Below are 22,018 nucleotides of genomic sequence, written 5' to 3'. Positions count from 1 at the left end.
TCGCGACAACTTGCACTGCGAGTGCCGGGCCTGAGCGGCGCGGGGCGATCATGGTTCTGACACCGGATCTTCATCTTGAGCGTGGAAAGTAGCCTCTCCCATCAGCGCTGTCAGCCTTTGCGGCATGCCCCGCGCTGGCTGGTGCCCTGATGTCACTTGTGTTGCCACTCTCTATCCCAACCTGACGCCAGACCGTTACAAGGAAGCCCGTCATGTCCCGCCGTCTGTCTGATCTGCTGCCTTTGCGTTCCTCTCGCAAGTCCCACGCCGCTCACCCCCCCCCCACATCCCCCGCTTCACCAAGTGCTGCGCCAGCCGGCAATGACGCTGCGCCAGTCACCCCCGCCGGCGCCCCGTCACGGATGGACCGCCGTCAGCTGCTGGGGCGCGGCCTGCAGGGTGCCGGGGTCGGGCTGCTGGCGACCACGGGCCTGCTCGGCGCTCCCGCCATCGTGATGGCCGAAGGACGGCGACCACGCATGCCCTCCGGCGTGATGAGCGGCGACGTGACCGCCAGCCGCGCCATGCTGTGGAGCCAGAGCGACAAGCCGGCACGCATGCTGATCGAACTGGCCGACAATCCCGAGATGCGCGGCGCCTTCCAGATGCGTGGCCCGGTGGCCCTGCCGGCGGACGGCCTGACCAGCAAGCTCGACCTGACCCGCATCGGCACTCGCGCCAACGCCAGCGGCGAGGTTTTCTACCGGGTGCGCTACGCGGCGCTGGATGACCACCGCGCCATCAGCGAGGCCACCGCCGGTCGCCTGGTGTTGCCGCCGAGCGCCCAGACACCGCGTGCACTGCGTTTCGTGTGGTCCGGTGACACCGTCGGTCAGGGCTGGGGCATCAACCCGGACTTCGGCGGCCTGCGCCTCTACGAGACCATGCGTCAGGTCAAGCCGGACTTCTTCCTGCACTCCGGCGATACCATCTACGCCGATGGCCCGCTCGAGGAGAGCGTCACCCAGCACGACGGCAGCCTGTGGCGCAATATCGTCACGCCCGCCAAGTCCAAGGTGGCAGAAACGCTGGACGAGTATCGTGGCCAGTACGCCTACAACCTAATGGACGAGAACCTGCGTCGCTTCAATGCCGAAGTGCCGATGTTCGCCCAGTGGGACGACCACGAGACCACCAACAACTGGTACCCGGGCGAGATTCTCGAGGATGATCGCTACACCGAGAAGAATCTCGACGTGCTGTCCGCCAATGCGCGTCGCGCCTTCCTCGAGAACATGCCGCTGCGCACCGGCCCAGCCGCGCCGGAGCGCATCCACCGCAACTTCAGCTTCGGGCCGGGGCTCGAGATGTTCATGCTCGACATGCGCAGCTTCCGCGGTGCCAATTCCGCCAACCGCCAGACGGGACGTGGTCCACAGACCGACTTCCTGGGTCGCGATCAGCTGGCATGGCTCAAGCAGTCGCTCAAGGCCAGCACCGCCACCTGGAAGGTCATCGCCTCCGACATGCCGATCGGGCTGCTGGTGCGTGACGGCGACAATTTCGAGAACGGCGCCAATGGTGATGGCGAGGCGCTGGGACGCGAGCAGGAGATTGCCGAACTGCTCAAGTTCGTGCGCGATCACGACATCCAGAATCTGGTCTGGCTGACCGCCGACGTGCACTACACCGCCGCGCACCACTACTCGCCCGAGCGCGCCGTCTTCAAGGACTTCACGCCGTTCTGGGAATTCGTCAGCGGCCCGATCCACGCCGGCACCTTCGGTCCCGGCGAGCTGGACAACACCTTCGGGCCGAGACTCGAATTCGTGAAGGCACCGCCTGAGGGGCGGGCCAACATGTCGCCCAGCGAGGGTTTCCAGTTCTTCGGCCAGGTGGATCTCGACCCCGAGAGCGAAGCGCTGACCGTGACGCTGAAGGACATTCACGGCGCCTCGCTCTACCAGCAGGTGCTGACCCCCGCCGCCGCCAGCGCCTGACAGCGGTGTCTGTTTCTGGCACTCGCTGCTGACTATCGGCCTCTGAAACCAACTTCCGATACCAGCTTCTGACAACGACAACGCCCCGCCCCCTGCTGTCGATCGACACGCAAGAGGCGGGGCGTTCTGGTCATGGCGACAGCTCGACAGCCGCTGGCGGGCTATGTCTGCACGAATCAGACAATTGCAGAAAAATGTCAGACAAATTGTCAATGGTGAGGGTCAGGCATTTCTTTGACACTGATCGGCACGCTAGATGTCGGTCGCTGACAGCGTGTCTCGTGGTACCGCGCGCCAACGGTGAGGCATGTTCTGCAGACGATGGGCAGCTGAGCAAGCAGGCCTCCGAGCCCTGTTGTTCAACAAGGATAATGCCATGAACGCCCTCACCCTGAGCTCCTTCGTGTTCTTCACGGGGCTGGTCGCCGTGATCACCTGGTGGCTGACCCGTCGTGACGACCATCAACATTCCACCGGCTATTTCCTCGCCGGGCGCAGTCTGACCTTCCCGATCATCGCAGGCTCCCTGCTGATGACCAATCTGTCCACCGAGCAGATGGTGGGCCTCAACGGCGCCGCCTTCACCGACGGCCTCTCCGTGATGGCCTGGGAAGTGGTGGCCGTGGTCTCGCTGGTCGCGATGGCCATGTTCTTCCTGCCACGCTTCCTCAAGAGCGGCATCACCACCCTGCCGGAATTGCTGGCGCTGCGCTTCGATCGCACCACCCAGCTGCTGGCCAACCTGATCTTCATGCTGGCCTACGCCATCATTCTGCTGCCCAGCATTCTCTACTCCGGCGCCCTCGGCCTGATGGGCGTGCTCGACCTGCGCGCCCTGACCGGCATCGACTCGCAGATGGTGCTGCTGACCGGCACCGTGATCGCCGTCGGTATCGCCGGTGCCATCTATGCCCTCTTCGGTGGCCTGCGCTCCATCGCCATCTCCGACACCTTGAACGGCATCGGCCTGCTGATCGGCGGCATGATCATCGTCTACTACGGGCTGGACCGTGTCGGTGACGGCAATGGCATTCTCGCCGGCTGGGAGACGCTCAAGGAGACCCACCCAGAGAAGCTCAATTCGCTGGGCGGCGATGACCAGTCAGTGCCGGTCTCGACCCTGTTCACCGGGGTGCTGCTGCTCAACATGTTCTACTGGTGTACCAACCAGCAGATCATCCAGCGCACCTTCGCCGCCAAGACCCTCGCCGAAGGCCAGAAAGGCGTGCTGCTGACCGGTGCCCTCAAGCTGCTGGGCCCGCTGTATCTGGTGCTGCCGGGCATCATCGCCTTCCAGCTCTACGCCGGTGACGGCATCAAGGCCGACGCCGCCTATGGCCGGCTGGTCTTCGATGTGCTGCCCGCACCGCTGACCGGCTTCTTCGCCGCGGCGATGGTCGGCGCGATCCTGTCGTCCTTCAACTCGGCGCTCAACTCCACCGCCACCCTGTTCAGCCTCGATGTCTACAAGGCACGCCTCAAGCCGCAGGCCAGCGATGAAGAGGTGGTCAAGGCCTCCAAGTGGGCCGGCTGGATCATGGCCGCCGCCGCGATGGCCATCGCGCCGCTGCTGGCGACCCAGGAAAGCCTGTTCGTCTACGTGCAGAAGGTGAACTCCATCTACTACATCCCGCTGCTGGCGGTGATCGTGGTGGGACTGATGTCCAAGCGCGTGCCGGCCATCGCCGCCAACCTGGCCCTGGTGCTCGGCTGCGCGGTCATCGGCCTGTTCTACTTCGTGCCGACGCTTTCCGAGCTGGTCGATCGGGTGCACAACTTCCACTTCATCGCCATCGTGCTGGTGCTGTTGATCGCCATGATGCTGGTGATCGGCAAGCTGTCACCGCGCGCCGAACCCTGGATCCAGCAGGACGTCGGTGCCATCGACATGACCCCCTGGGCCGGCACGCGTATCGCCAGCATCATTCTGCTGGTACTGGTGATGGCGATCTATCTGGCCTTCGCCGGCTGATCGCCCCACTCGCCCAACGTGATCGCATACCACATGTCATCGACATGAGCGTATGACATGAGCACGCCAGCGCCCCGCCATCTTCACCGATGGCGGGGCGCTGGCGTCTCTGATTGGGCATCAAAGATGACCCGCAATACGCGGTGAAAGCCGTGACATGCGTCTTTTTACGACACTGCGATCAAGGCCTGATACCAGAGACTGAGAAGCAATGACCGCCTGTTCATTCTCAACGCTCAATCGACGCCAGCTGCACCTCAAAACCAACGTATGTTCTACAAATGGCGGATAGCGAGAAATCGGGAGATACCTACACTATCGCCAGTCTTGCCGTGAATGTTACCGGTGAGTCTCTTCACGGACGATGACACAGCTTGCTGTGTGCATTGCATCGCCACGGCTGGACGGCGTCGAATCGCCACTCGGGTCACCTGCCCACCGCCTCATGATTCGCCGCCGCACGCCTAAAGGAATCCTCCCCCATGCATGCCCTGACACTTGTTTCTTTCGTGTTCTTTACCGGCCTGGTCGCCGCCTTGACCTGGTGGTGGACACACCGCGATGACACATCGCATTCCACCGGTTATTTCCTCGCCGGACGCAGCCTGACCTTCCCGCTGATCGCGGGTTCCCTGTTGATGACCAACCTGTCCACCGAGCAGATGGTCGGCCTGAATGGCGCCGCCTTCACCGATGGCCTGTCGGTGATGGCCTGGGAGGTCATGGCGGTACTGGCCATGGTGGTGATGGCGATGTTCTTCCTGCCACGCTTCCTCAAGAGTGGCATCACCACCCTGCCCGAGCTGCTGGCCCTGCGCTATGGCCGCAGCACCGAGCTGATCACCAACCTGATCTTCCTGTTCGCCTACGCGGTGATCCTGCTGCCGATCATCCTCTACTCCGGTGCCATCGGCCTGCAGGGCATGCTGGATCTGCCCTCGCTGACCGGCATCAGCTCGCCCAATGCGCTGCTGTGGATGACCATCTGGGTGGTCGGCATCATCGGTGCCATCTATGCCCTGTTCGGCGGCATGCGCTCCATCGCCATCTCCGACACCTTGAACGGCGTGGGCCTGTTGATCGGCGGCATGCTGATCGTCTATTTCGGCCTCGATGCGGTGAGTGATGGCCAGGGCGTGATGGCCGGCTGGGACACGCTGACCGCCGCCAATCCGGAGAAATTCAACTCCATGGGCGGTGAAGACCAGTCGGTGCCCTTTTCGACCCTGTTCACCGGCGTGATGATCATCAACTTCTTCTACTGGTGTACCAACCAGCAGATCATCCAGCGCACCTTCGCCGCCAAGACCCTCGCCGAGGGCCAGAAAGGCGTGCTGCTGACCGGTGCCCTCAAGCTGCTGGGCCCGCTGTATCTGGTGATTCCCGGCATCATCGCCTATCACCTCTATGCCTCTTCCGGCGTCAAGGCCGACAGCGCCTACGGCCAGCTGGTCTTCGATGTGCTGCCTGCACCGCTGACCGGCTTCTTCGCCGCGGCGATGGTCGGTGCGATCCTGTCGTCCTTCAACTCGGCGCTGAACGCCACCACCACGCTGTTCTCCACCGGTATCTACAAGGCGCATCTGCGTCGTGATGCCAGCGACGAGGAAGTGGTCAAGGTCTCCAAGGGCTTCGGCTGGGTGCTGGCGATCGCCTCCATGACCCTCGCGCCACTGCTGGCCGGTCAGGAGAGCCTGTTCGGTTACCTGCAGAAGATGAATGCCATCTACTTCATCCCGATTTTCGCCGTGGTGCTGATGGGGCTGCTGACGCGTCGCGTGCCGACCATCGCCGCCAACCTGGCACTGCTGATCGGTTGCAGCGTGATCGGGGTGGTCTACTTCGTGCCGGCCTTCTCCGGCGTGCTCGACGTGATCCACGAGTTCCACTTCGTCGGCCTGGTGTTCGTGTTGCTGATCGCGATGATGCTGATCATCGGCAAGCTGGCGCCGCGTGACGAGCCGTGGATCCAGCAGGATGTCGGCGCCATCGACATGACGCCCTGGAAAGGCGCCAAGGTCTGCGCGCTGCTGCTGGTCGTGCTGGTGATCGCCATCTATCTGGCCTTCATCTGACGCCTGAAAGTCGCCCCTTGGGAACGACAAATCGTCATCAATTGAGCATCACGCCCCGCGTTGCCCTCTCGGACACGCGGGGCGTGTGCATTTCAGGCATGCTGGTCTGCATGTTCCCTGAAGAGGTCGCCCATGCCCTGCTTACCCCATCACCAGCTCAAAGGGCTTTTCTTTTCCACGCTGAGGGCTCCTTTCTCCTCTTCGCTGAGGGCTCCGTTCTCTTCCCCGCTGAGGGCTTCTTTCTTTTCCTCGCTCAGGGCGCCTTGGGCGCTCAAGGCGCTGGGCGTCGCTCTGCTGCTTTCCAGTCTGACCGCCATCACCCCGAGCCAGGCCGCCGAGCGCTGGCAGCGGGCCGATGTGTTGACGGACAGCTTCATGGAAGTGGCGCTCAAGCGTGAATACCAACCCGGCAGCAGCGCCTCGCTGGTGCGCTGGCAGGCGCCCATCAAGGTGCGGGTCGATTCACAGCTGGGCAATTCGCGCATGCAGCGACAGATGAGCAAGGTCCAGTTTCGTCATCTGGCCGCCATCACCGGCCAGCCGCTGAGTTTCGTGTCCTCCGCCAAAGAGGCCAACCTGCGCATCGCCTTCATCGCCCGAGACCACATGACGCGCGAGGCCGCCGCCTACGTCGGCAAGCAGCAGGCCGCCACCCCGGGCATGCGCAAGGCACTGCGTGAAGGCGTGTGCCTGACGCTGTTCAAGACCGGGCCGGATCACGCCATCACCAGCGGCCTGATCCTGATTCCCGCGGACTATGCCCGCCAGAAGGCGCGCCTGGTGGACTGCGTCGTCGAGGAGAGCGCCCAGCTGATGGGGCTGCCCAATGATTCAGACAGGGTCTTCCCCTCCGTCTTCAGTGACGTCACGGTGGATACCTGGCTGAGCCCGCTGGATTACGTGCTGCTCAAGATGCTGTATGCCCCGGAACTTTCCCCCGGCATGTCAGCCGCACAAGTCCGTGCTGCGCTGCCCGCGGTCATCCAGCGTCTTGCCGAGCAGGGCGAGCTGTCACATGCCATCCGCCGTGTGCGTCAGGGCAGCCTGCGGGAATGGGCGGGAGACTAGGCTCACCGAGAGCGCAATCCCGGGCACGGAGTTGGAACGCCTGAGCGGAGCACAGGCATAATCAGGTCAGGCGCGCCGGGCGCCGACATCCGACGGAGCTGCGCCTTCATGCCACTATCTTCTCCCGCTGCCGACCGGGCACGCCTGCCGCTGGCCGTCACGCTGCTGTCGCTGTGTCAGGCCTTGCTGGTCAGCGGCAACATCCTGCTGATCGCGGTCTCGCCGCTGATCGGTGCCCAGCTGGCCTCGAGCAGCTGGTCGACCGCGCCGGTCGCCACCCAGTGGCTGGGCCTGATGTGCGCCACCATTCCCGCCTCGCTGATCACCGCCCGTCTCGGGCGGCGGCGCGGCTTCGTGCTCGGCAATCTGTGCGGGCTGGCTGGCGCGGGGCTGGCCGTGCTGGCGCTGCATCTGCAGCATTTCGGACTGTTCCTGCTTGCCACCTGGCTGGTGGGCATCGGTATCGGCTTCGGCCAGCTGTATCGCTTCGCCGCGATGGAAGCCGCCCCGGAGGAGCAACGTGAGCGCGCCATCGGGCTGGTAATGGGCGGTGGCGTGCTGGCGGCCTTCTTCGGGCCGTGGCTTGCGCGCACCAGTCATGCACTGGCCGACACGCCCTTCCTGGGCAGCTTCATCGGGTTGGGGGCGCTCTATCTGGTGGCGCTGTTGCTGCTGGCCTTCATCCGCCTGCCCCACGAAGGCAACGCCCAGTCAGCCGACGATGATGCAGCGGCGCCTGCACGCCCATTGGGCGTGATCCTGCGTCAACCGACCTTCCTGCTGGCCGTGCTCAGCGCGATGGTCGGCTATGGGGTGATGAATCTGGCGATGACGGCCACACCGCTGGCCATGGCCCATGCCGGACACGGCTTCGATCATGTCGCCACCACCATTCAATGGCATGTGGTCGCCATGTTCCTGCCGTCCTTCTTCACCGGGCGGCTGGTCGCCCGCTTCGGGGCGGGCACCATGATCGTGACCGGCTGCGGCTTTCTGCTGGCAAGTCTTGCCACTGCGCAGCTGCTGGCCGCCGACCACCTGACGGGAACCCAGGGGTTCTTCCTCGGTCTCATCCTGCTCGGCATCGGTTGGAACTTCACCTTCCTGCCCGCCACCACGCTGCTGACCCGCTGCCATCGCCCCAACGAGAAGGCCCGCACCCAGGCCGCCAACGAGTTCCTCGTCTTCACCACCGGGGCGGTGACGGCGCTGCTGGCCGGCCCCCTGGTCAGTACGCTGGGCTGGGCGCTGCTCAACCTGCTGCTGATCCCCGCCTGCCTGCTGCCCATCGCCCTGCTGGCGTGGCGTCAGCTTGCCTTGCGCGCCGATCGCCCGCAGATAGAGGGATGATGGCGAGCCGTGCGGCGCACGCTGACAAATCCCGGCCATCACCCAGCTCATCATCAGCTGCCAGGACGCCATCACGTCGCGCCGCCGCCTCGCCCCCACTGACAGGGAATGCCTGATGTTCAACACCATGACCCGCAACGCCCGCCAGCTTGCCCGCGATGTGGGCCGCGAAGCACATGACCTGCTGGAGCGCGGTCTCGACCGCCAGCTGCGGCTCGCCGTCACGGGCCTGTCCGGCGCCGGCAAGACCGCCTTTCTCGTCTCTCTGATCGAGCAATTGCGCCATGCCGGACTCGGTGCGCGCCTGGAACTGCTGCCCGCCGCACGCGATGGTCGTCTGCTCGGCGCGGAACGTGTCAGCCAGCCGGACCTCTCCATTCCGCGCTTTCCGCTGGAAGCCGGCTTGCGCTCGCTGTCCGGCCAGCATTCGCCGCATGGCCCCGAATGGCCGACGCCAACCCGCAGCATCAGCGAGCTGCGTCTCAAGATCGGCTTTCGCCCCACCTCGCGCGCCGCGCGCATGCTCGACAGCCAGCGCGCCACCCTGACGCTGGACCTGATCGACTACCCCGGCGAATGGCTGCTGGACCTGCCGATGCTGGAGCAGGACTTCAGCGGCTGGAGCAGTGAGTGCGAGACCCAGCTGGCCGACGGGCGTGGCGACTGGGCGCATGACTGGATGGCGGCCATCGAGGGCCTGACGCCGGACAGCGAGGTGGATGAAGACCGCCTCGCCGAGATCGCGAGCCTCTATACCGACTATCTGCACGCCGCGCGCCGCAAGGGTGGCTTCGTCGACCTGACACCGGGCCGTTTCCTGCTGCCCGGCGAACTGGACGAAGCGCCGGTGCTGCAGTTCTTCCCGCTGCCGGGACTCGGTGACTGGACACCCGACGCGCTGGCCGCCCTGCCGGAAGCCAGCCTGTATCGCACCCTCGCACGCCGCTTCGATCACTATCGCCGCCGCGTGGTGCGCCCCTTCTATCATGACCACTTCCGGCGCTTTGACCGCCAGATCGTGCTGATCGACGTGCTGGGCGCGCTGAATGCCGGCCCGGCGCCCTTCCGCGACCTGAGCCGTGCGCTGGACAAGCTGTTCGACAGCTTCGCCTATGGCCGTCGTCATCTGCTGGCGCGCCTGATGGACCGCCGCATCGACCGCCTGGCCATCGCCGCCACCAAGGCCGACCACGTCACGCCAGAGCAGCATGGCGCGATGCGCGACCTGCTCGAACAGCTGCTGGCGGACCCGCTCAAGCGCCTGCGCTATCGTGATGTGCCACTCAAGGCCTTCACCATCGCCGCCATCCGCGCCAGCGAGGCCCGTGAGGTGGTCGAGAATGGTCAGCGTCATCCGGCGCTGGCGGGACAACTGCTCGCTGAGCACGAGGGAGCGGGCGACTCGGACACGCAAGGCGCTGGCCGCGAGTCCGTGCTGCTGTTCCCGGGCGAGGTGCCCTCACGGCTGCCCGACCCGAATTTCTGGGCCGAAAGCCGCTTCGACTTCCCCCACTTCGCGCCGCCGAAGATCGACGGCAATGCGCCACCTCACATTCGCATGGACGCCGTGCTCGACTGGCTGCTGGGAGACCACCTGAAATGACCACCGAATCCCGCCATCCGCGCCCGGGCAAACGCTTCACGAGCCCCGATTCTGCCGATTCGGCGCAGGCCGATGCCGCCTCGACCACTTACGCCGAGCGCCCCACCGAGAGCGCGGCAGAGAGCACGGCAGAGGCCCTGCGCGGCGCGCGTCACTTCTCGCCGGAGATGGAAAGCCAGCCCCTGGCGGCGGCCGAGCCGGAACCCGCCACCCCGGGACTGGATGCGACGCTGAGCGCCCGGCCACGTCATCGCGGCCTCAAATGGCTGCTGCTCGGCACCCTGACCCTCGGGGGTGTCGAGGCCGGTCATGCGCTCTATCAGGCGGCCATGGGCGGCGACCTGATCGCCGGTGCCTGGGGCCTGCTGGGCCTTGGCGCCATCGGGCTTGGCGCCCGCGCGCTGGGCAAGGAGCTCTTCAGGCTGCGTCACCTGCGCAAGCACGTCGCGCTGCGCGCCGAGCTGGAAGAACATCAGCAGGATGACTTTGGTCAGGAGAGCTTTGGTCAAAGGGGTTTTGGCCAGAAAAGCTTTGGCCAGCGCGGTGATGCACCGTCCACGCCTGACGAGGACTCGGGCAAGGCAGGCGGCAAAGCCGACAGCCAGCAGGAAGACCTGCTCGAACAGCTACTCCGTCAGATGAAGCTCGGCGATGATGATGCCGGCGTGCGCGCATGGCGCGCCGCCTGTGAAGCGCATCACTCCCCGTCGGAGCGCCGCGAGCTGTTCGCCTTCCACGTGCTGGGGCCGCGGGACCGTGAGGCGCGGCGTCTGATCTCGCGCATGAGTGGCGAGACGGCGGTGATGGTGGCGGTCTCGCCGCTGACCTGGGTCGACATGAGTCTGGTGGCCTGGCGCGGGCTGCGCATGATGGAGCGCCTGTCGCGCCTCTACGGGCTGGAGCTGGGCTATGCCAGCCGCCTGCGACTGTTCAAGGAGGTGCTGGCGTCGATGGCCTTCGCCGGTGCCAGCGAACTGGCCGCCGAGGCCAGCATGGACCTGCTGTCGATGAATCTGGCCGGCCGCCTCTCCACCAAGGCCGGCCAGGGGCTGGGCAGTGGCCTGATGAACGCACGTCTCGGCCTGCGAGCCATGCGCCTGCTGCGCCCCATCCCCTTCCATGCCGAGGAGGTGCCGCGCATCGGTGAGCTGCGCGCGGAGCTGTTTTCGCGCATGCGCAAGGCCGACAAGGGCGAGGACGACGCAGCCTGAGCAGGCCGCGACCTCCCCTGCCACTGCCTTGAAAACAAGACGCGCGCCTCTGATAGCTGGCCATTCGGGCCTTCAGGGCGCGCGTCTTTCGTGAGTCATCTCACTTTCGATGGCCTCAGCCTTCGCTGGCGATGCCGGCCTCCAGCCACTTCATCACGCGCAGTGCCTCATGAGGCGAGGTCGGATTGCCGCCCTGGCCGCGAATGCAGTCGCGCAGCCCCGCATACCAGGCCGGATAATCGCCATCGCGGCCCTGATGGGGGCCGCCCACCAGCACCTGCTCGCCTTCGGCGCCGTCCGGGTCGGCCTCCAGCACAGTCAGCATTCCGGGACGCGCATCCCGCCCCCACTGGCGCGCCTGGCGCTCCTGCGGGTCACGCGAGGGCCAGTCACCAGCCTTGAGGCAATCCTCCTGAGGGTCGAGCCCGAACACCACATAGCTGCCTCGGGTGCCGTGCGCGGCGAAGCGTGCCGTCGGCGCCGCCGTCAGTGCACTGGCGTGCAGCTCCACCACCAGACCGGGGTGCCTTGGATGGTGGGCGTAATCGAGCACGGCGTGGAAGAAATCATCGGTCACCGCGCCTTCGCGCTGGGCGCGACGCGTGAGCTGGATGGCGGCTGGTTCGCCGAATAGGCACAGCGCCTGATCCAGCAGGTGCGGGCCGAGGTCATACCACAGGCCGCTGCCGGGCAGTGCCTGCTCACGCCAGCGGTTCGGCACCGTCGGGCGGAAGCGGTCGAAGTGGGATTCCAGATGCGCGATGCGCCCCAGCGTGCCGTCGTTGACCAACTCCGCCAGTGTCAGGAAGTCGGCATCGAAGCGCCGATTGTGAAATACCGCCAGCACCCGGCCGGCCTGCTCGGCCTGGCGGGTCAGGGCCTCGCCTTCTTCAAGCGTCACCGTGAAGGGCTTGTCGACGACCACATGCTTGCCTGCCGCCAGCGCCGCAGAGGCCAGCGGGGCGTGGGTCTCGTTGGGCGTCGCGATGATGATCAGATCGATATCGTCACGCGCAAGCAAGGCCTCCGGGGTGGCCTCCACCTCCAGTTGCGGACGCTCGGCCCTGACGACCTCGGGCCGCGAGGTGGACAGCGCCACCAACGCCAGCCCGTCCGTGGCCTCGATCAAGGGCGCGTGGAAGGTGCGCACCGCCATGCCATAACCGATCAGCCCGACCCGGATCGCGCTCTCGGAGGGGAAGGCGGCGCCGTGCCATGCGGCGGTGTCGCTGTGATCATCAGTGGCGGGGTGGGCTATGCGGCTCATCGGGCATCCTTGTCGTTGGCGCAATCTTGAGGGAGTCGTGCCTGGCAGCGCCATCCTAGCAAGGCTCCCGTGCCACAGACAGAGATGACAGCCGCCTTTAATGCTTGTCCATCGCAGACTTCATCCCGCGAGCGAGTCGCCGCGTAATGCCCGCGATTGAACGGTCCCCTTGAAGTCTCAAGGCTCAGCCCGCAGACCTTGCTGTACCAGGAGGGGCGTGGCTGTGAGTGGGAAGGTCACTCGCCAGCCGCCTCGCCATTTGACTCGCGAAGGAGCAGACAGCATGCGCAAGACGCTCATCATCGGTGCCAACGGCAAGATCGGTCGTCAACTCTGCGAGAAGGCTCAGGCCGCCGGCGAACCCGTCGTGGCGATGATCCGCTCGACCGATCAGCAGAGCTGGTTCCATGAACGCAGCATCCCGACGGTTCTGGGCGATCTGGAAGGCGAGATGCGCCAGGCCTTCTATGGCTGCGATCAGGCGGTGTTCGTCGCGGGCTCCGGCCCGAATACCGGCCCGGACAAGACACTGACCATCGACCTGCACGGTGCGATGCGCACCGCGGAGCTGGCCGCCGAATTCGGGCTGTCGCGCGTGATCCAGGTCAGCTCGATTCGCTCCGAGACACCGCTGGCCGGCCCGGCGGCGATGCGCCCCTACTTCGCGGCCAAGAAGGCCGCTGACCTGTGCCTCGCCGAGAGCGGCCTGCGTCATGTCATCGTCAAGCCCGGCCGTCTCACCAACGAGAGCGGCAGCGGCAAGCTGACCCAGAACGCCGATGACTCCGACGAGATGCAGGTCTCGCGCGCCAATGTCGCCGAGTTCCTGCTTGGCTTGATCAAGGCCCGCGAGATCGGCGGCCGTCATCGCAAGGCGCCCATCTTCACCCTGTTCGACGGTGATACGCCGGTTTCGGGTCTGCTGAACGCCACGACGACCGCCGACTGAGTGCGCGCCCGAGCCTGTGGCAAAGTGCACAGGCAGGCCGCTTTCGCCAGGCTCGCCCACGCTTGACCTGCCACTCATCCACGCCTGCGCGCAACCCGCGCGGGCGTTGGGCCATCTGGTAGCTTTCCCCCCATGCTCCATGTCCGTATAGTGAGCCACTGACCCCGCCAACAGAACTTCCGAAATGCTGCAGAACAATTCGCTGCTGGCGCAGCTGAAAGATCAAATCCGCCAGGAAATTCCCCGTGTCACGGGGGTGATCAAAGGCACCGACAAGGGCTTCGGCTTCCTCGAATGCGAGGACGGCGAGTCTTACTTCGTGCCGCCACCCGCCATGAAGCAGGTACTGCACGGCGATACCGTCGAAGCGACCGTCAAGGTGGAAGGTGAGAAGAAGTCCGTACAGCCGGAAGTGCTGATTGAGACGGGTGTCGATCGCTTCGTCGCTCGTGTCGGCAAGCGTGATGGCCGCCTGAACGTGATGCCTGACCATCCCTCCATCAACACGCGCATGAAAGCGCGCGTGAAGCGTGGCATCAATGAGGAAGCCCTCAATGATGGCGACTGGGTCGTGGCACGTCTGCTGCGTCACCCGATGCGCAAGGACGACCGCAGCTTCTTCGCCCAGATCGAGGAAGTCATCGCCACCGTGGACAACCCGCGTGTGCCGTGGCGCGTCACCCTGGCGCGTCACGCGCTGGAACAGGCCTCTCCGGAGGGCGGCACTGACTGGCCGCTGCTCGAGGAAGGCCTGACTCGCGAAGACATGACCCACGTGCCCTTCTTCACCATCGATGGTGAGAAGACCCGTGACATGGATGACGCCCTGCACATCGTCGAGCGCCCGGAAGGCGGCTGGACCCTGAGCATCGCCATCGCGGACCCGACCGCCTACGTGCCGGAAGGCAGCCGTGTCGACGAAGAGGCGCGCACGCGCTCCTTCACCGTCTACCTGCCGAGCCAGAACGTCACCATGCTGCCGGAAATCCTGGCCGACGACCTGTGCTCGCTGAAGGAAGGTGAAGACCGTCCGACGCTGATGTGCATCGTCGACATCGATACCGATGGCGTGATCGGCGAGCCGAAGTTCTTCGCGGCCACCATGCGCTCCCACCACCGCCTGACCTACGACAACGTCTCCGACTGGATCGAAGGCCAGGAAGGCAGCTGGAAGCCGGAAACCGAAGAGCTGGCCGAAGGTCTGCGTCAGCTGGAAGCCTTCACCCAGGCGCGTATCGCCTGGCGTGCACGCAACTCCCAGGTCTTCCGCGAGCGTCCGGACTTCGAGTTCGAGCTGGATGAGGAAGGCAACGTGCTCAACGTACGTGCCGACCACCGCCGCATCAGCAATCGCATGATCGAAGAATCCATGATCACCGCGAACCTGAGCTGCGCACGTCTGCTCTCCAAGCACATCGGTCACGGTATCTTCAACGTGCACCAGGGCTTCGCGCCGGAGAAGTACGACGACACCATCGAGTTCCTGGCTGGCCAGAACATCACCGCCACGCCGGAACAGCTGGGCAGCCTGGAAGGCTACCGCCTGATCCGTCAGGAGCTGGACAGCCGCGAAGACACCTGGCTGGACGTGCGCATGCGTCGCTTCCAGGGTTACACCGTGATGTCCGCTCAGCCGGGGCCGCACTTCGGTCTGGGGCTGGAAGCCTACGCGACCTGGACCTCGCCGATCCGCAAGTACGGCGACATGGTCAACCACCGCTTGATCAAGCGCGTGATTCTCGGCCAGGACGTGCCGGCGGAAGCCACCGAGCAGCTGACCGAGCACCTCAGCGAACGTCGTCGTCTCAACCGCATGGCCGAGCGCGATGTGAAGGACTGGCTCTACGTGCGCTACCTGACCAAGGCCGCCGAAGAACAGCAGGTCTTCACTGGCGAGATCATCGACATCCGTCGTGGCGGCATGCGTGTGCGTCTGGAAGAGAATGGCGCCAGCGTCTTCATTCCGGCACCGCTGATCCACAGCGATCGCAAGAAGGTCGCGATCGATGACAAGGAAGGCCGCGTGCGCATCGAAGACGAGCTGCGTTACTCGCTGGGCGACATCATCAAGGTCTCCTTGACCGAAGCCCGTGAAGAGCGTCGTTCACTGGTAGGTCGTCCGGCCGAATAAGCCGCGACCCACCACTGCCGTATGTAACTGCCTTGTCATCACGGGCAATTGCCACGGCCATCTACGCCCCGGAGCGCTCTGCGCCCGGGGCGTTTTTCGTTCTTGTGCATTACGTATACGTATCGTGTGCCAAGCGTGAAAAATTGTAATTTTGTGAAACAGAAGCTCACGCTATACTCCTCACATCGACACACGACATCTGCTTTCACTGCTGCAGCGTTACTGGATTGACCAAGCGCGAATGACTGAAGCCTGTCCCTGATGAAGTTCGTCCATGCGAGGACCCGGAAATGAAAACTCATCGCTCCACTGCAGCTACCTCACTGCGTCACCTGGCCGAGCATGCCGCCATCGTTCGTCACCCGGCCATGAGCTACGCCCGCGTCGACGCCGGAGCAGACAGCAGCTCAGGCGGAAGCTCGGATGGCAGCTCCGCCTCTCCGGAGCGCCAGCGTGAGATTCAACGTGAAGCGATGGAACACGTCGCGATGCTGCTGGAACGTGATCGTCGCCGGACCCGCAACCGTCTGCTGCTGGCCGCCGGCCTGCTGCTGAGCCTTGTGCTGCTCGCCAGCCAGCGCCCAGCCGAGCCGGAAGCCGCCTTCTCGCAGGAGCTTGGCCAGGCAATGCCCAGCGCCCTGCACCTGTCCCAGCATGGACTGGCGTGATGACGCCCGATCTCCCTCCATCAGGACAGATAACGATGCCAGGACCCCATGCAACACCAGGCACGGATGCCAGACATGACTGAGTCGATCCACTGCTAGACCCTGCAATGCCCGCTCCGGCGACCCTCCCCCCTGTCGCCCCCTGTATTCCTGTAGTGCACGCACTTGCCCTGTCCGGTGGCTCCGGACAGGGTCTTTTTTTGCCAGTCGTATGGCTTCTCTTGCGCAGCACTGGCCAGAGGCCAGCTGCCGCACTCCCTGCTGGAGCACGCCAGCAGCATGGCAAAACGCCTTTCTTCCCCCCTGGCAGTGAACCTGATGCCAGGGACCGGATGCCAAGAGCCTGATGCCAAGAGCTTGATGACAAATGTCCGAGAGCGGGAGCGCATCGCACCAACATTGTTCCCTGTTGTCACACAGACCAGTCATCTCCTGATGTAACGTCATTGCCAGCCGCAGTGTGGAACATCGCGTGGCGAGGCGTCTCGTCACGCGCGACACCGCATGTCATGCCTCGTGCCCTTGGTTTCACGTCGGGTTCCCCCCATGACTTGACCAGAGGCTCGTTCGTCATTGCCACTGGCTTGCTGGAATCTGCGTGCTCGATTGCGTCTTTCTCAAGCACCCGGAAGCACCCTGAAGCACGACAAGGCAGCCATGGCGGGCAGTGACGTCGGGATTCATCTTCATCGCGCACGACCGGTAAAGCGGTCTTGAGGAGTCCGTGTGCATATCGCTGACATGACCATGTTCCATGCCCCCTCCAGTGGCGGGGTCAGAACCTACCTGGAAGCCAAGCGACGACGTCTACGGACGCGGCCCGATGTTCGTCACAGCCTGCTGGTCCCCGGCGAGACCACCAGTGTCAGTGATGACCTCTACAGCGTGCCGGCACCGCCCATTCCCTTCGGCAACGGCTATCGCTTCCCCCTGCGCCGGGGCGGCTGGGTCAGCACGCTGCTGGCACTGCAGCCGGATGTCATCGAGGCCGGCGACCCCTACGTCACGGCGTGGGCGGCACTCGATGCCGGTCGCAAGCTCGATGTCCCGGTACTGGGCTTCTATCACTCGGACCTGCCGCGCCTGATCACCAATCGCCTGGGCGAGTGGTCAGGGGCCAACGTCGATCGCTACGTCAAACGCCTCTATCGCCATTTCGATCGCGTGCTGGCCCCCAGCCAGGTGATGGCCGACCGGCTCGACCGGCTCGGCGTCGACAATGTCCATATCCAGCCACTGGGTGTCGATCTTTCCACCTTCCACCCTGACTGCCGCGATGAGAGCCTGCGCCGCGAGCTTGGCCTGGAAGACCACGTGCGCCTGCTGGCCTTCGCCGGCCGTGGGTCACGCGAGAAGAATCTGGATGAGCTGCTGGAGGCCGCTCGCCTGCTCGGCCCCGACTACCATCTGCTGTTGATCGGTTCGGGCATGCCGCGGCATCTGCCCGACAATGTCAGCGTGACCGGGCATTTCTGCAGCAGCACCGAAGTGGCGCGTCTGGTGGCCTCGGTGGATGTGCTGCTGCATGCCGGCACCCAGGAAACCTTCGGTCTGGTGGTACTGGAAGCCATGGCCTGCGGCACGCCGGTGGTGGCGGCACGCGCCGGCGCGCTGGCCGAGAATGTGCCACTGGGCTGCGGTCAGCTGTGCAACCCGCACTCGCCGCATGCCATGGCGCGTGCCGTGCAGGAAGTCTTCGCCAATGACCCCGCCGCACTGGGTCGTCAGGCGCGGCGGCATGTCGAGAAGCACCATGCCTGGGACCGTGTCGTGGATGGTCTGCTCGGGCATTATCACGCGGTCACCGGGACTCGCATGCAACCGGTACTCGAGGAGGTGACCCATGGCTGAATCGCCGGCTGCCAAGCAGCACTTTCTACTGGTCCTGCATGATGTCGCGCCCGAGACCTGGACCGACTACCGGGACTTCGTCGCCGAGGTGGATGCTCTCTGCCAGGCACGCCTGAACCACCCCTGCCCGATCACCTGGCTGGTGGTGCCTGACTTCCATCATCGCAGCGCCCTGGAAGACGCTCCGGAATTCATCGCCCTGCTGGACTCTCGCCGCCAACAGGGGGACGAGCTTGCCCTGCATGGCTTCCATCACTGCGATGACGCGCCAGCCCCCCGCACCCCGCGCGATTACCTGATGCGCCGCGTACTGACCTGGGAGGGCGAGTTCTACCCCCTCGATGAGGCCGAAGCCAGACGACGCCTGCGGGAAGGCGCCGCACTCTTCAAGCGTCTCGGCTGGCCATTGGACGGTTTCGTGGCCCCTGCCTGGCTGATGAGTGACGGCACTCGCAAGGCCCTGAAGTCCCTCGACTTCCGCTACACCAGCGACCCCCAGCATCTCTATCGACTGCCTGACTTCACGGTTATCGATGCGCCCGGACTCGTGTGGAGCGCACGCTCAGCACCACGCCGCCTGATGTCGCAGTGGGTGACGCAGCGCAAGCTGAGCCGCGAGCAACAGGCGCCGGTGTTGCGTCTGGGCCTGCATCCGGTCGACATGCGCCATGCCCGCTCGCGCCAGTATTGGCTGACGCTGGTCGAGCGCCTGCTCGATGAAGGGCGCCAGCCGATGACCAAGATCGGCTGGCTGACCCAGCAGGGGCTGCTCACCCCCGCCACGTCTGACACGACGCAACTGAACTCGCACCAGGCGGCCCACAGTGCTGCCTGAGACCCACCTACCGGATGAGTCCCGTCGTATGGGCCTTGTGACAACCCGCTGCGGGAATCTGCCATGAATCGTGCCCTCTGGTTACTGGGTGCTGGCCTTGTGATGGTCATCGCGATACCGCTGGTGCTGGGCGGCAGCGGACTGGGTGGCCAGCTGCGCCAGTTCCCCCTCGACACCTTCCTCTTGATGCTGGGCATGATCGTGATGTGCTGGAACCTGAACGCCGGGCGGCTGCGTCTGCTGCTGGCCGGGCGTGGCGGTCACCTGGGGCAACGCCGCGCCGTCGGCATGGTGATGGCGACCGAGTTCGCCATCAGCGCCACCCCCGGCGGCAGTGGCGGTCCGCTTACCCTGATGGGGCTGCTGTCACGTCAGGGGGTGCGCCCGGCGCAGGCCACGGCGGTATTCGCGGTCGATCAGATCACCGACATGCTGTTCTTCCTCTCGGCACTGGCCAGCATCGGGCTCTACGCCCTCTCGCATACCATCGACCTGCGCCTGGGGTGGATGCTGGCCGTGCCGGCGCTGTTGCTGATCATCGGCTTTGGCCTGCTGGCCGCGCTGGGCAAGCATCATCGGCGCCTGCTCAAGACCAGCGGACGCCTGCTGCGCTGGCTCAAGGTACGCCATCGCTCACGCGTCAAGCTGGCGCGGGGCCTGATCCACTTCCGCCATGCGCTGGTCGAGACACTCGCCCTGCCGCGCCTGACGCTGAGCCTGATCTTCCTGCTCTGCTGTGCCCATTGGCTGCTGCGCTACTCGATCCTCTATCTGGCCGTGTCCGGGCTGGGGCAGGACATCGACTGGAGCTGGACCTTCATCGTGCAGATGCTCTCGCTGGCAGCGGGCCAGCTGACGCTGCTCCCCGGCGGTGCCGGAGGCGCGGAGCTGTCCTCCACTGCCCTGCTCAGCCCGATGATCGGCGCCGCCAGTGCCGCGGCTGCCGTAGTGATCTGGCGAGCGGTGACCTTCTATTTCTACCTGATCGCCGGCGCCCCGGTGTTCTTCGTGATGGCGGGACGCAGCATGCTGGGAAGCTTGCTCAAGCGTCGCTCGGCGACCACATGACGGGGCGACCGAGCAGCGCTGCAGACGTCATCATGAAAAACACTTGATCATCGCCATATGAATAAGACTTTGTTATGTTGGCAGGCGGCTGTATTGAACGTCCATACAATAACCACAGCTCAAGGTGATCTCACATGCCGCATCCTTTCCAGCGTCACCCGACTTCCGCTCGCATTCGCCGCCCGCTGGCCATGATGGGCGTGGTCGGCTCGCTGCTGGCCACCTCGACCTCAGCGGCACTCGCTGATGACAGGCCCCTGCGCAGCATCGACCCCGGCCATGGCACCGACAAGGTTGTGGTCGCCCACCGGGGGGCCTCTGGGTACCTGCCGGAGCACACCCTCGCGGCCAAGGCGATGGCCTACGCCCAGGGCGCCGACTTCCTCGAGCAGGATGTGGTGATGAGCAAGGATGACCAGCTGGTGGTGCTGCACGACCGCTTCCTGGACCGCGTGACCAATGTCGCCGAGGTCTTCCCCGAGCGTGCGCGTGATGATGGCCGCTACTACGCCATCGACTTCACGCTGGACGAGCTGCGCAAGCTGTCGTTCAGCGAGGGCTTCACCGTCAAGGATGGCGAGCAGGTCGCCGACTACCCTGAGCGCTTTCCGCTGGGCAAGTCGCACTTCGGCCTGCACACCCTGAGTGAAGAGATCGAGATGATCCAGGGCCTGAATCACTCCACCGGACGCGATGTCGGCCTGTATGTGGAGATCAAGGCGCCCTGGTTCCACCAGTCGGAAGGCAAGCAGGTCTCGCGAGCCGTGCTCGAGACCCTCAAGCAGTACGGCTACGTTGCGCAGGATGACAATGCCGTCGTGCAGGTCTTCGATCCCAATGGCCTCAAGCGCATCCACGACACGCTGCAGCCCGAACTGGAGATGGACCTGCGTCTGGTGCAGCTGATGGGCGAGACCAGCTGGAACATGACCTTCCAGCCGGATGCGGAGGGCAAGCTTGAGCCCTACGACTATGACTGGATGTATCAGGAGGGCGGCATGCAGCGCATCGCCACCTACGCCGATGGCATCGGACCATGGAAGCCGATGGTGATCGAGGACAGCTCGACCCGGGGCGACATCAAGGTCACGCCACTGGTCGAGGAAGCCCATGCGCAGGGCCTGATCGTGATGCCCTACACCTTCCGCCTCGATGAAGGGCGCATCCCGGACTGGGCCAACGATTACGACGACATGCTGCGCGCCTTCTTCGTCGACGCCAGGGTTGATGGTGTCTTCACTGACTACCCTGACCGCGCCGTACAGTGGCTGAAGCAGCACGGTGATGCTCTGTAAGCAGCCCTTCAAGCCAGGCAGTCCTTGGCAGGGGAACATCAAAAAGCCGGACTCCGTGAGGAGTCCGGCTTTCTCGTCCTGCCTGATCGTCAGCGCTCGCTGTCAGTTCACGATATCAGCATCGACACGTGATGAGCGCTGCCTTCATTGACCCGCCGCTTCGGCGGCCAGCCCCTTGAGCAGCCCGGCGATCTTGTCCAGCGGCAGCTTGCAGTCGCCCAGATCATGACGATTGGCCATGTACTGCGGGTCATTCCACTCGATCACGCTGCCGCCCTCCACGGCGCGAATCAGCATCTTCTGCGGCAGGTCCAGGGCGGCCGCCCCGTTGCACTGCATCAACAGGGTGCCCACCTTGGGATTGCCGAAGATGACGGTATGCGTCGCGGGCAGCTCCATGCCGACCTTCTCGGCTCCCGCCTCATGATCGATGACGCTGAACAGCGTCAGCCCCTTGGCCTTGAGCGCCGTCTCGAGACGCGCCTGGACGGAGGCGACATCATCACGGCTGGTCACCGACTCGATGCCCTTGGCAGGCACCTGCATGCTCGCTGAAGCTTCGGGGGCGGAGGCTGCCGCCGCGCCGGAATCTGCACTGGCAGACAGCGGCATGCCAGCAGCCAACGGCAGGGACAGCAACGCCAGCAGGCGCGCGGAGCGCGTAAGGGCGGGGAATGACTTGAGCATGGAACATCCTTATCAGTGAGTCGTGTTGCGCCGTGGGGCATCTGCACG

General features: G+C 64.9%; 17 protein-coding genes. 14 read left to right on the top strand and 3 right to left on the bottom strand.

Annotation, left to right across the window (positions count from 1 at the left end):
• Positions 1–212 precede the first annotated feature (212 nt).
• The 3 genes from QD356_RS11625 (at position 213) to QD356_RS11615 (ending at position 5,987) form a co-directional block, all read left to right on the top strand.
• Positions 213–1,940 (top strand): alkaline phosphatase D family protein, encoded by a 1,728-nt coding sequence (locus QD356_RS11625; protein ID WP_225996507.1) that lies wholly within the window; start codon positions 213–215, stop codon positions 1,938–1,940.
• A gap of 376 nt (positions 1,941–2,316) precedes the next feature.
• Entirely contained in the window at positions 2,317–3,912 is a 1,596-nt protein-coding gene (locus QD356_RS11620; protein ID WP_054555382.1) for a solute:sodium symporter family transporter, read from the top strand.
• 482 nt (positions 3,913–4,394) lie between these two features.
• A complete protein-coding gene (locus tag QD356_RS11615) occupies positions 4,395–5,987 on the top strand; it encodes a solute:sodium symporter family transporter (protein WP_054555381.1) in 1,593 nt (530 codons plus the stop codon).
• A 149-nt stretch (positions 5,988–6,136) separates the two neighbouring features.
• Here QD356_RS11615 and QD356_RS11610 read toward each other — a convergent pair whose 3' ends face one another.
• Entirely contained in the window at positions 6,137–6,364 is a 228-nt protein-coding gene (locus QD356_RS11610; RefSeq protein WP_192838550.1) for a hypothetical protein, read from the bottom strand.
• On the opposite strand from QD356_RS11610, the gene QD356_RS11605 reads away from it, so the two are divergent.
• The 4 genes from QD356_RS11605 (at position 6,363) to QD356_RS11590 (ending at position 11,219) form a co-directional block, all read left to right on the top strand.
• On the top strand, positions 6,363–7,055 hold the full coding sequence (locus QD356_RS11605; RefSeq protein ID WP_192838551.1) for a DUF2927 domain-containing protein: 693 nt from the start codon (positions 6,363–6,365) through the stop codon (positions 7,053–7,055). The two genes, QD356_RS11610 and QD356_RS11605, sit on opposite strands and share 2 nt — an antisense overlap.
• Positions 7,056–7,199: 144 nt before the next feature.
• Positions 7,200–8,405, top strand: coding sequence for an MFS transporter (locus QD356_RS11600; RefSeq protein WP_192838709.1), 1,206 nt, complete (start codon positions 7,200–7,202; stop codon positions 8,403–8,405).
• A 115-nt stretch (positions 8,406–8,520) separates the two neighbouring features.
• Positions 8,521–10,008 (top strand): YcjX family protein, encoded by a 1,488-nt coding sequence (locus QD356_RS11595; RefSeq protein ID WP_225996508.1) that lies wholly within the window; start codon positions 8,521–8,523, stop codon positions 10,006–10,008.
• A complete protein-coding gene (locus QD356_RS11590) occupies positions 10,005–11,219 on the top strand; it encodes a TIGR01620 family protein (RefSeq protein ID WP_225996509.1) in 1,215 nt (404 codons plus the stop codon). Before QD356_RS11595 ends, QD356_RS11590 begins: the two co-directional genes overlap by 4 nt.
• A gap of 115 nt (positions 11,220–11,334) precedes the next feature.
• Here QD356_RS11590 and QD356_RS11585 read toward each other — a convergent pair whose 3' ends face one another.
• The gene (locus tag QD356_RS11585) at positions 11,335–12,486 is read right to left on the bottom strand and encodes an oxidoreductase (protein ID WP_192838552.1); all 1,152 of its coding nucleotides are present in this window, start codon (positions 12,484–12,486) and stop codon (positions 11,335–11,337) included.
• Between the two features lie 283 nt (positions 12,487–12,769).
• Between QD356_RS11585 and QD356_RS11580 the strand changes: the two genes are divergently transcribed.
• The 7 genes from QD356_RS11580 (at position 12,770) to glpQ (ending at position 21,283) form a co-directional block, all read left to right on the top strand.
• The gene (locus QD356_RS11580) at positions 12,770–13,435 is read left to right on the top strand and encodes an NAD(P)-binding oxidoreductase (protein ID WP_192838553.1); all 666 of its coding nucleotides are present in this window, start codon (positions 12,770–12,772) and stop codon (positions 13,433–13,435) included.
• Between the two features lie 184 nt (positions 13,436–13,619).
• The gene (locus tag QD356_RS11575; RefSeq protein WP_043333994.1) at positions 13,620–15,566 is read left to right on the top strand and encodes an exoribonuclease II; all 1,947 of its coding nucleotides are present in this window, start codon (positions 13,620–13,622) and stop codon (positions 15,564–15,566) included.
• A gap of 290 nt (positions 15,567–15,856) precedes the next feature.
• Positions 15,857–16,234, top strand: a complete 378-nt coding sequence (locus QD356_RS11570; protein ID WP_192838554.1) for a hypothetical protein — start codon at positions 15,857–15,859, stop codon at positions 16,232–16,234.
• Positions 16,235–16,960: 726 nt separating this feature from the next.
• A complete protein-coding gene (locus QD356_RS11565) occupies positions 16,961–18,085 on the top strand; it encodes a glycosyltransferase family 1 protein (RefSeq protein ID WP_043333996.1) in 1,125 nt (374 codons plus the stop codon).
• Entirely contained in the window at positions 18,078–18,920 is an 843-nt protein-coding gene (locus QD356_RS11560; protein ID WP_192838555.1) for a polysaccharide deacetylase family protein, read from the top strand. Before QD356_RS11565 ends, QD356_RS11560 begins: the two co-directional genes overlap by 8 nt.
• Before the next feature lie 63 nt (positions 18,921–18,983).
• Positions 18,984–19,988 carry a lysylphosphatidylglycerol synthase transmembrane domain-containing protein gene (locus QD356_RS11555; RefSeq protein ID WP_043333997.1) on the top strand — a complete coding sequence of 335 codons (1,005 nt, stop codon included), beginning with the start codon at positions 18,984–18,986 and terminating at the stop codon, positions 19,986–19,988.
• 134 nt (positions 19,989–20,122) lie between these two features.
• The gene (gene glpQ, locus QD356_RS11550; protein WP_225996510.1) at positions 20,123–21,283 is read left to right on the top strand and encodes a glycerophosphodiester phosphodiesterase; all 1,161 of its coding nucleotides are present in this window, start codon (positions 20,123–20,125) and stop codon (positions 21,281–21,283) included.
• A gap of 144 nt (positions 21,284–21,427) precedes the next feature.
• Here glpQ and QD356_RS11545 read toward each other — a convergent pair whose 3' ends face one another.
• A complete protein-coding gene (locus QD356_RS11545; protein WP_107335512.1) occupies positions 21,428–21,970 on the bottom strand; it encodes a DUF302 domain-containing protein in 543 nt (180 codons plus the stop codon).
• Positions 21,971–22,018 lie beyond the last annotated feature (48 nt).

It is taken from the genome of Cobetia sp. 2AS (assembly GCF_029846355.1).
GTDB classification, from domain to species: domain Bacteria; phylum Pseudomonadota; class Gammaproteobacteria; order Pseudomonadales; family Halomonadaceae; genus Cobetia; species Cobetia amphilecti.
The sequence above is the reverse complement of the archived record's forward strand: the minus strand, read 5'-3'. Positions and strand labels throughout refer to the sequence as shown.

Excerpts from the sequence above, each read along its gene's own strand:
- QD356_RS11625 (WP_225996507.1), top strand. The coding sequence starts at position 213 with ATGTCCCGCCGTCTGTCTGATCTGCTGCCTTTGCGTTCCTCTCGCAAG.
- QD356_RS11620 (WP_054555382.1), top strand. The coding sequence starts at position 2,317 with ATGAACGCCCTCACCCTGAGCTCCTTCGTGTTCTTCACGGGGCTGGTC.
- QD356_RS11615 (WP_054555381.1), top strand. The coding sequence starts at position 4,395 with ATGCATGCCCTGACACTTGTTTCTTTCGTGTTCTTTACCGGCCTGGTC.
- QD356_RS11605 (WP_192838551.1), top strand. The coding sequence starts at position 6,363 with ATGGAAGTGGCGCTCAAGCGTGAATACCAACCCGGCAGCAGCGCCTCG.
- QD356_RS11610 (WP_192838550.1), bottom strand. The coding sequence starts at position 6,364 with ATGAAGCTGTCCGTCAACACATCGGCCCGCTGCCAGCGCTCGGCGGCC.
- QD356_RS11595 (WP_225996508.1), top strand. The coding sequence starts at position 8,521 with ATGTTCAACACCATGACCCGCAACGCCCGCCAGCTTGCCCGCGATGTG.
- QD356_RS11590 (WP_225996509.1), top strand. The coding sequence starts at position 10,005 with ATGACCACCGAATCCCGCCATCCGCGCCCGGGCAAACGCTTCACGAGC.
- QD356_RS11585 (WP_192838552.1), bottom strand. The coding sequence starts at position 12,486 with ATGAGCCGCATAGCCCACCCCGCCACTGATGATCACAGCGACACCGCC.
- QD356_RS11580 (WP_192838553.1), top strand. The coding sequence starts at position 12,770 with ATGCGCAAGACGCTCATCATCGGTGCCAACGGCAAGATCGGTCGTCAA.
- QD356_RS11575 (WP_043333994.1), top strand. The coding sequence starts at position 13,620 with ATGCTGCAGAACAATTCGCTGCTGGCGCAGCTGAAAGATCAAATCCGC.
- QD356_RS11570 (WP_192838554.1), top strand. The coding sequence starts at position 15,857 with ATGAAAACTCATCGCTCCACTGCAGCTACCTCACTGCGTCACCTGGCC.
- QD356_RS11560 (WP_192838555.1), top strand. The coding sequence starts at position 18,078 with ATGGCTGAATCGCCGGCTGCCAAGCAGCACTTTCTACTGGTCCTGCAT.
- QD356_RS11555 (WP_043333997.1), top strand. The coding sequence starts at position 18,984 with ATGAATCGTGCCCTCTGGTTACTGGGTGCTGGCCTTGTGATGGTCATC.
- glpQ (WP_225996510.1), top strand. The coding sequence starts at position 20,123 with ATGCCGCATCCTTTCCAGCGTCACCCGACTTCCGCTCGCATTCGCCGC.
- QD356_RS11545 (WP_107335512.1), bottom strand. The coding sequence starts at position 21,970 with ATGCTCAAGTCATTCCCCGCCCTTACGCGCTCCGCGCGCCTGCTGGCG.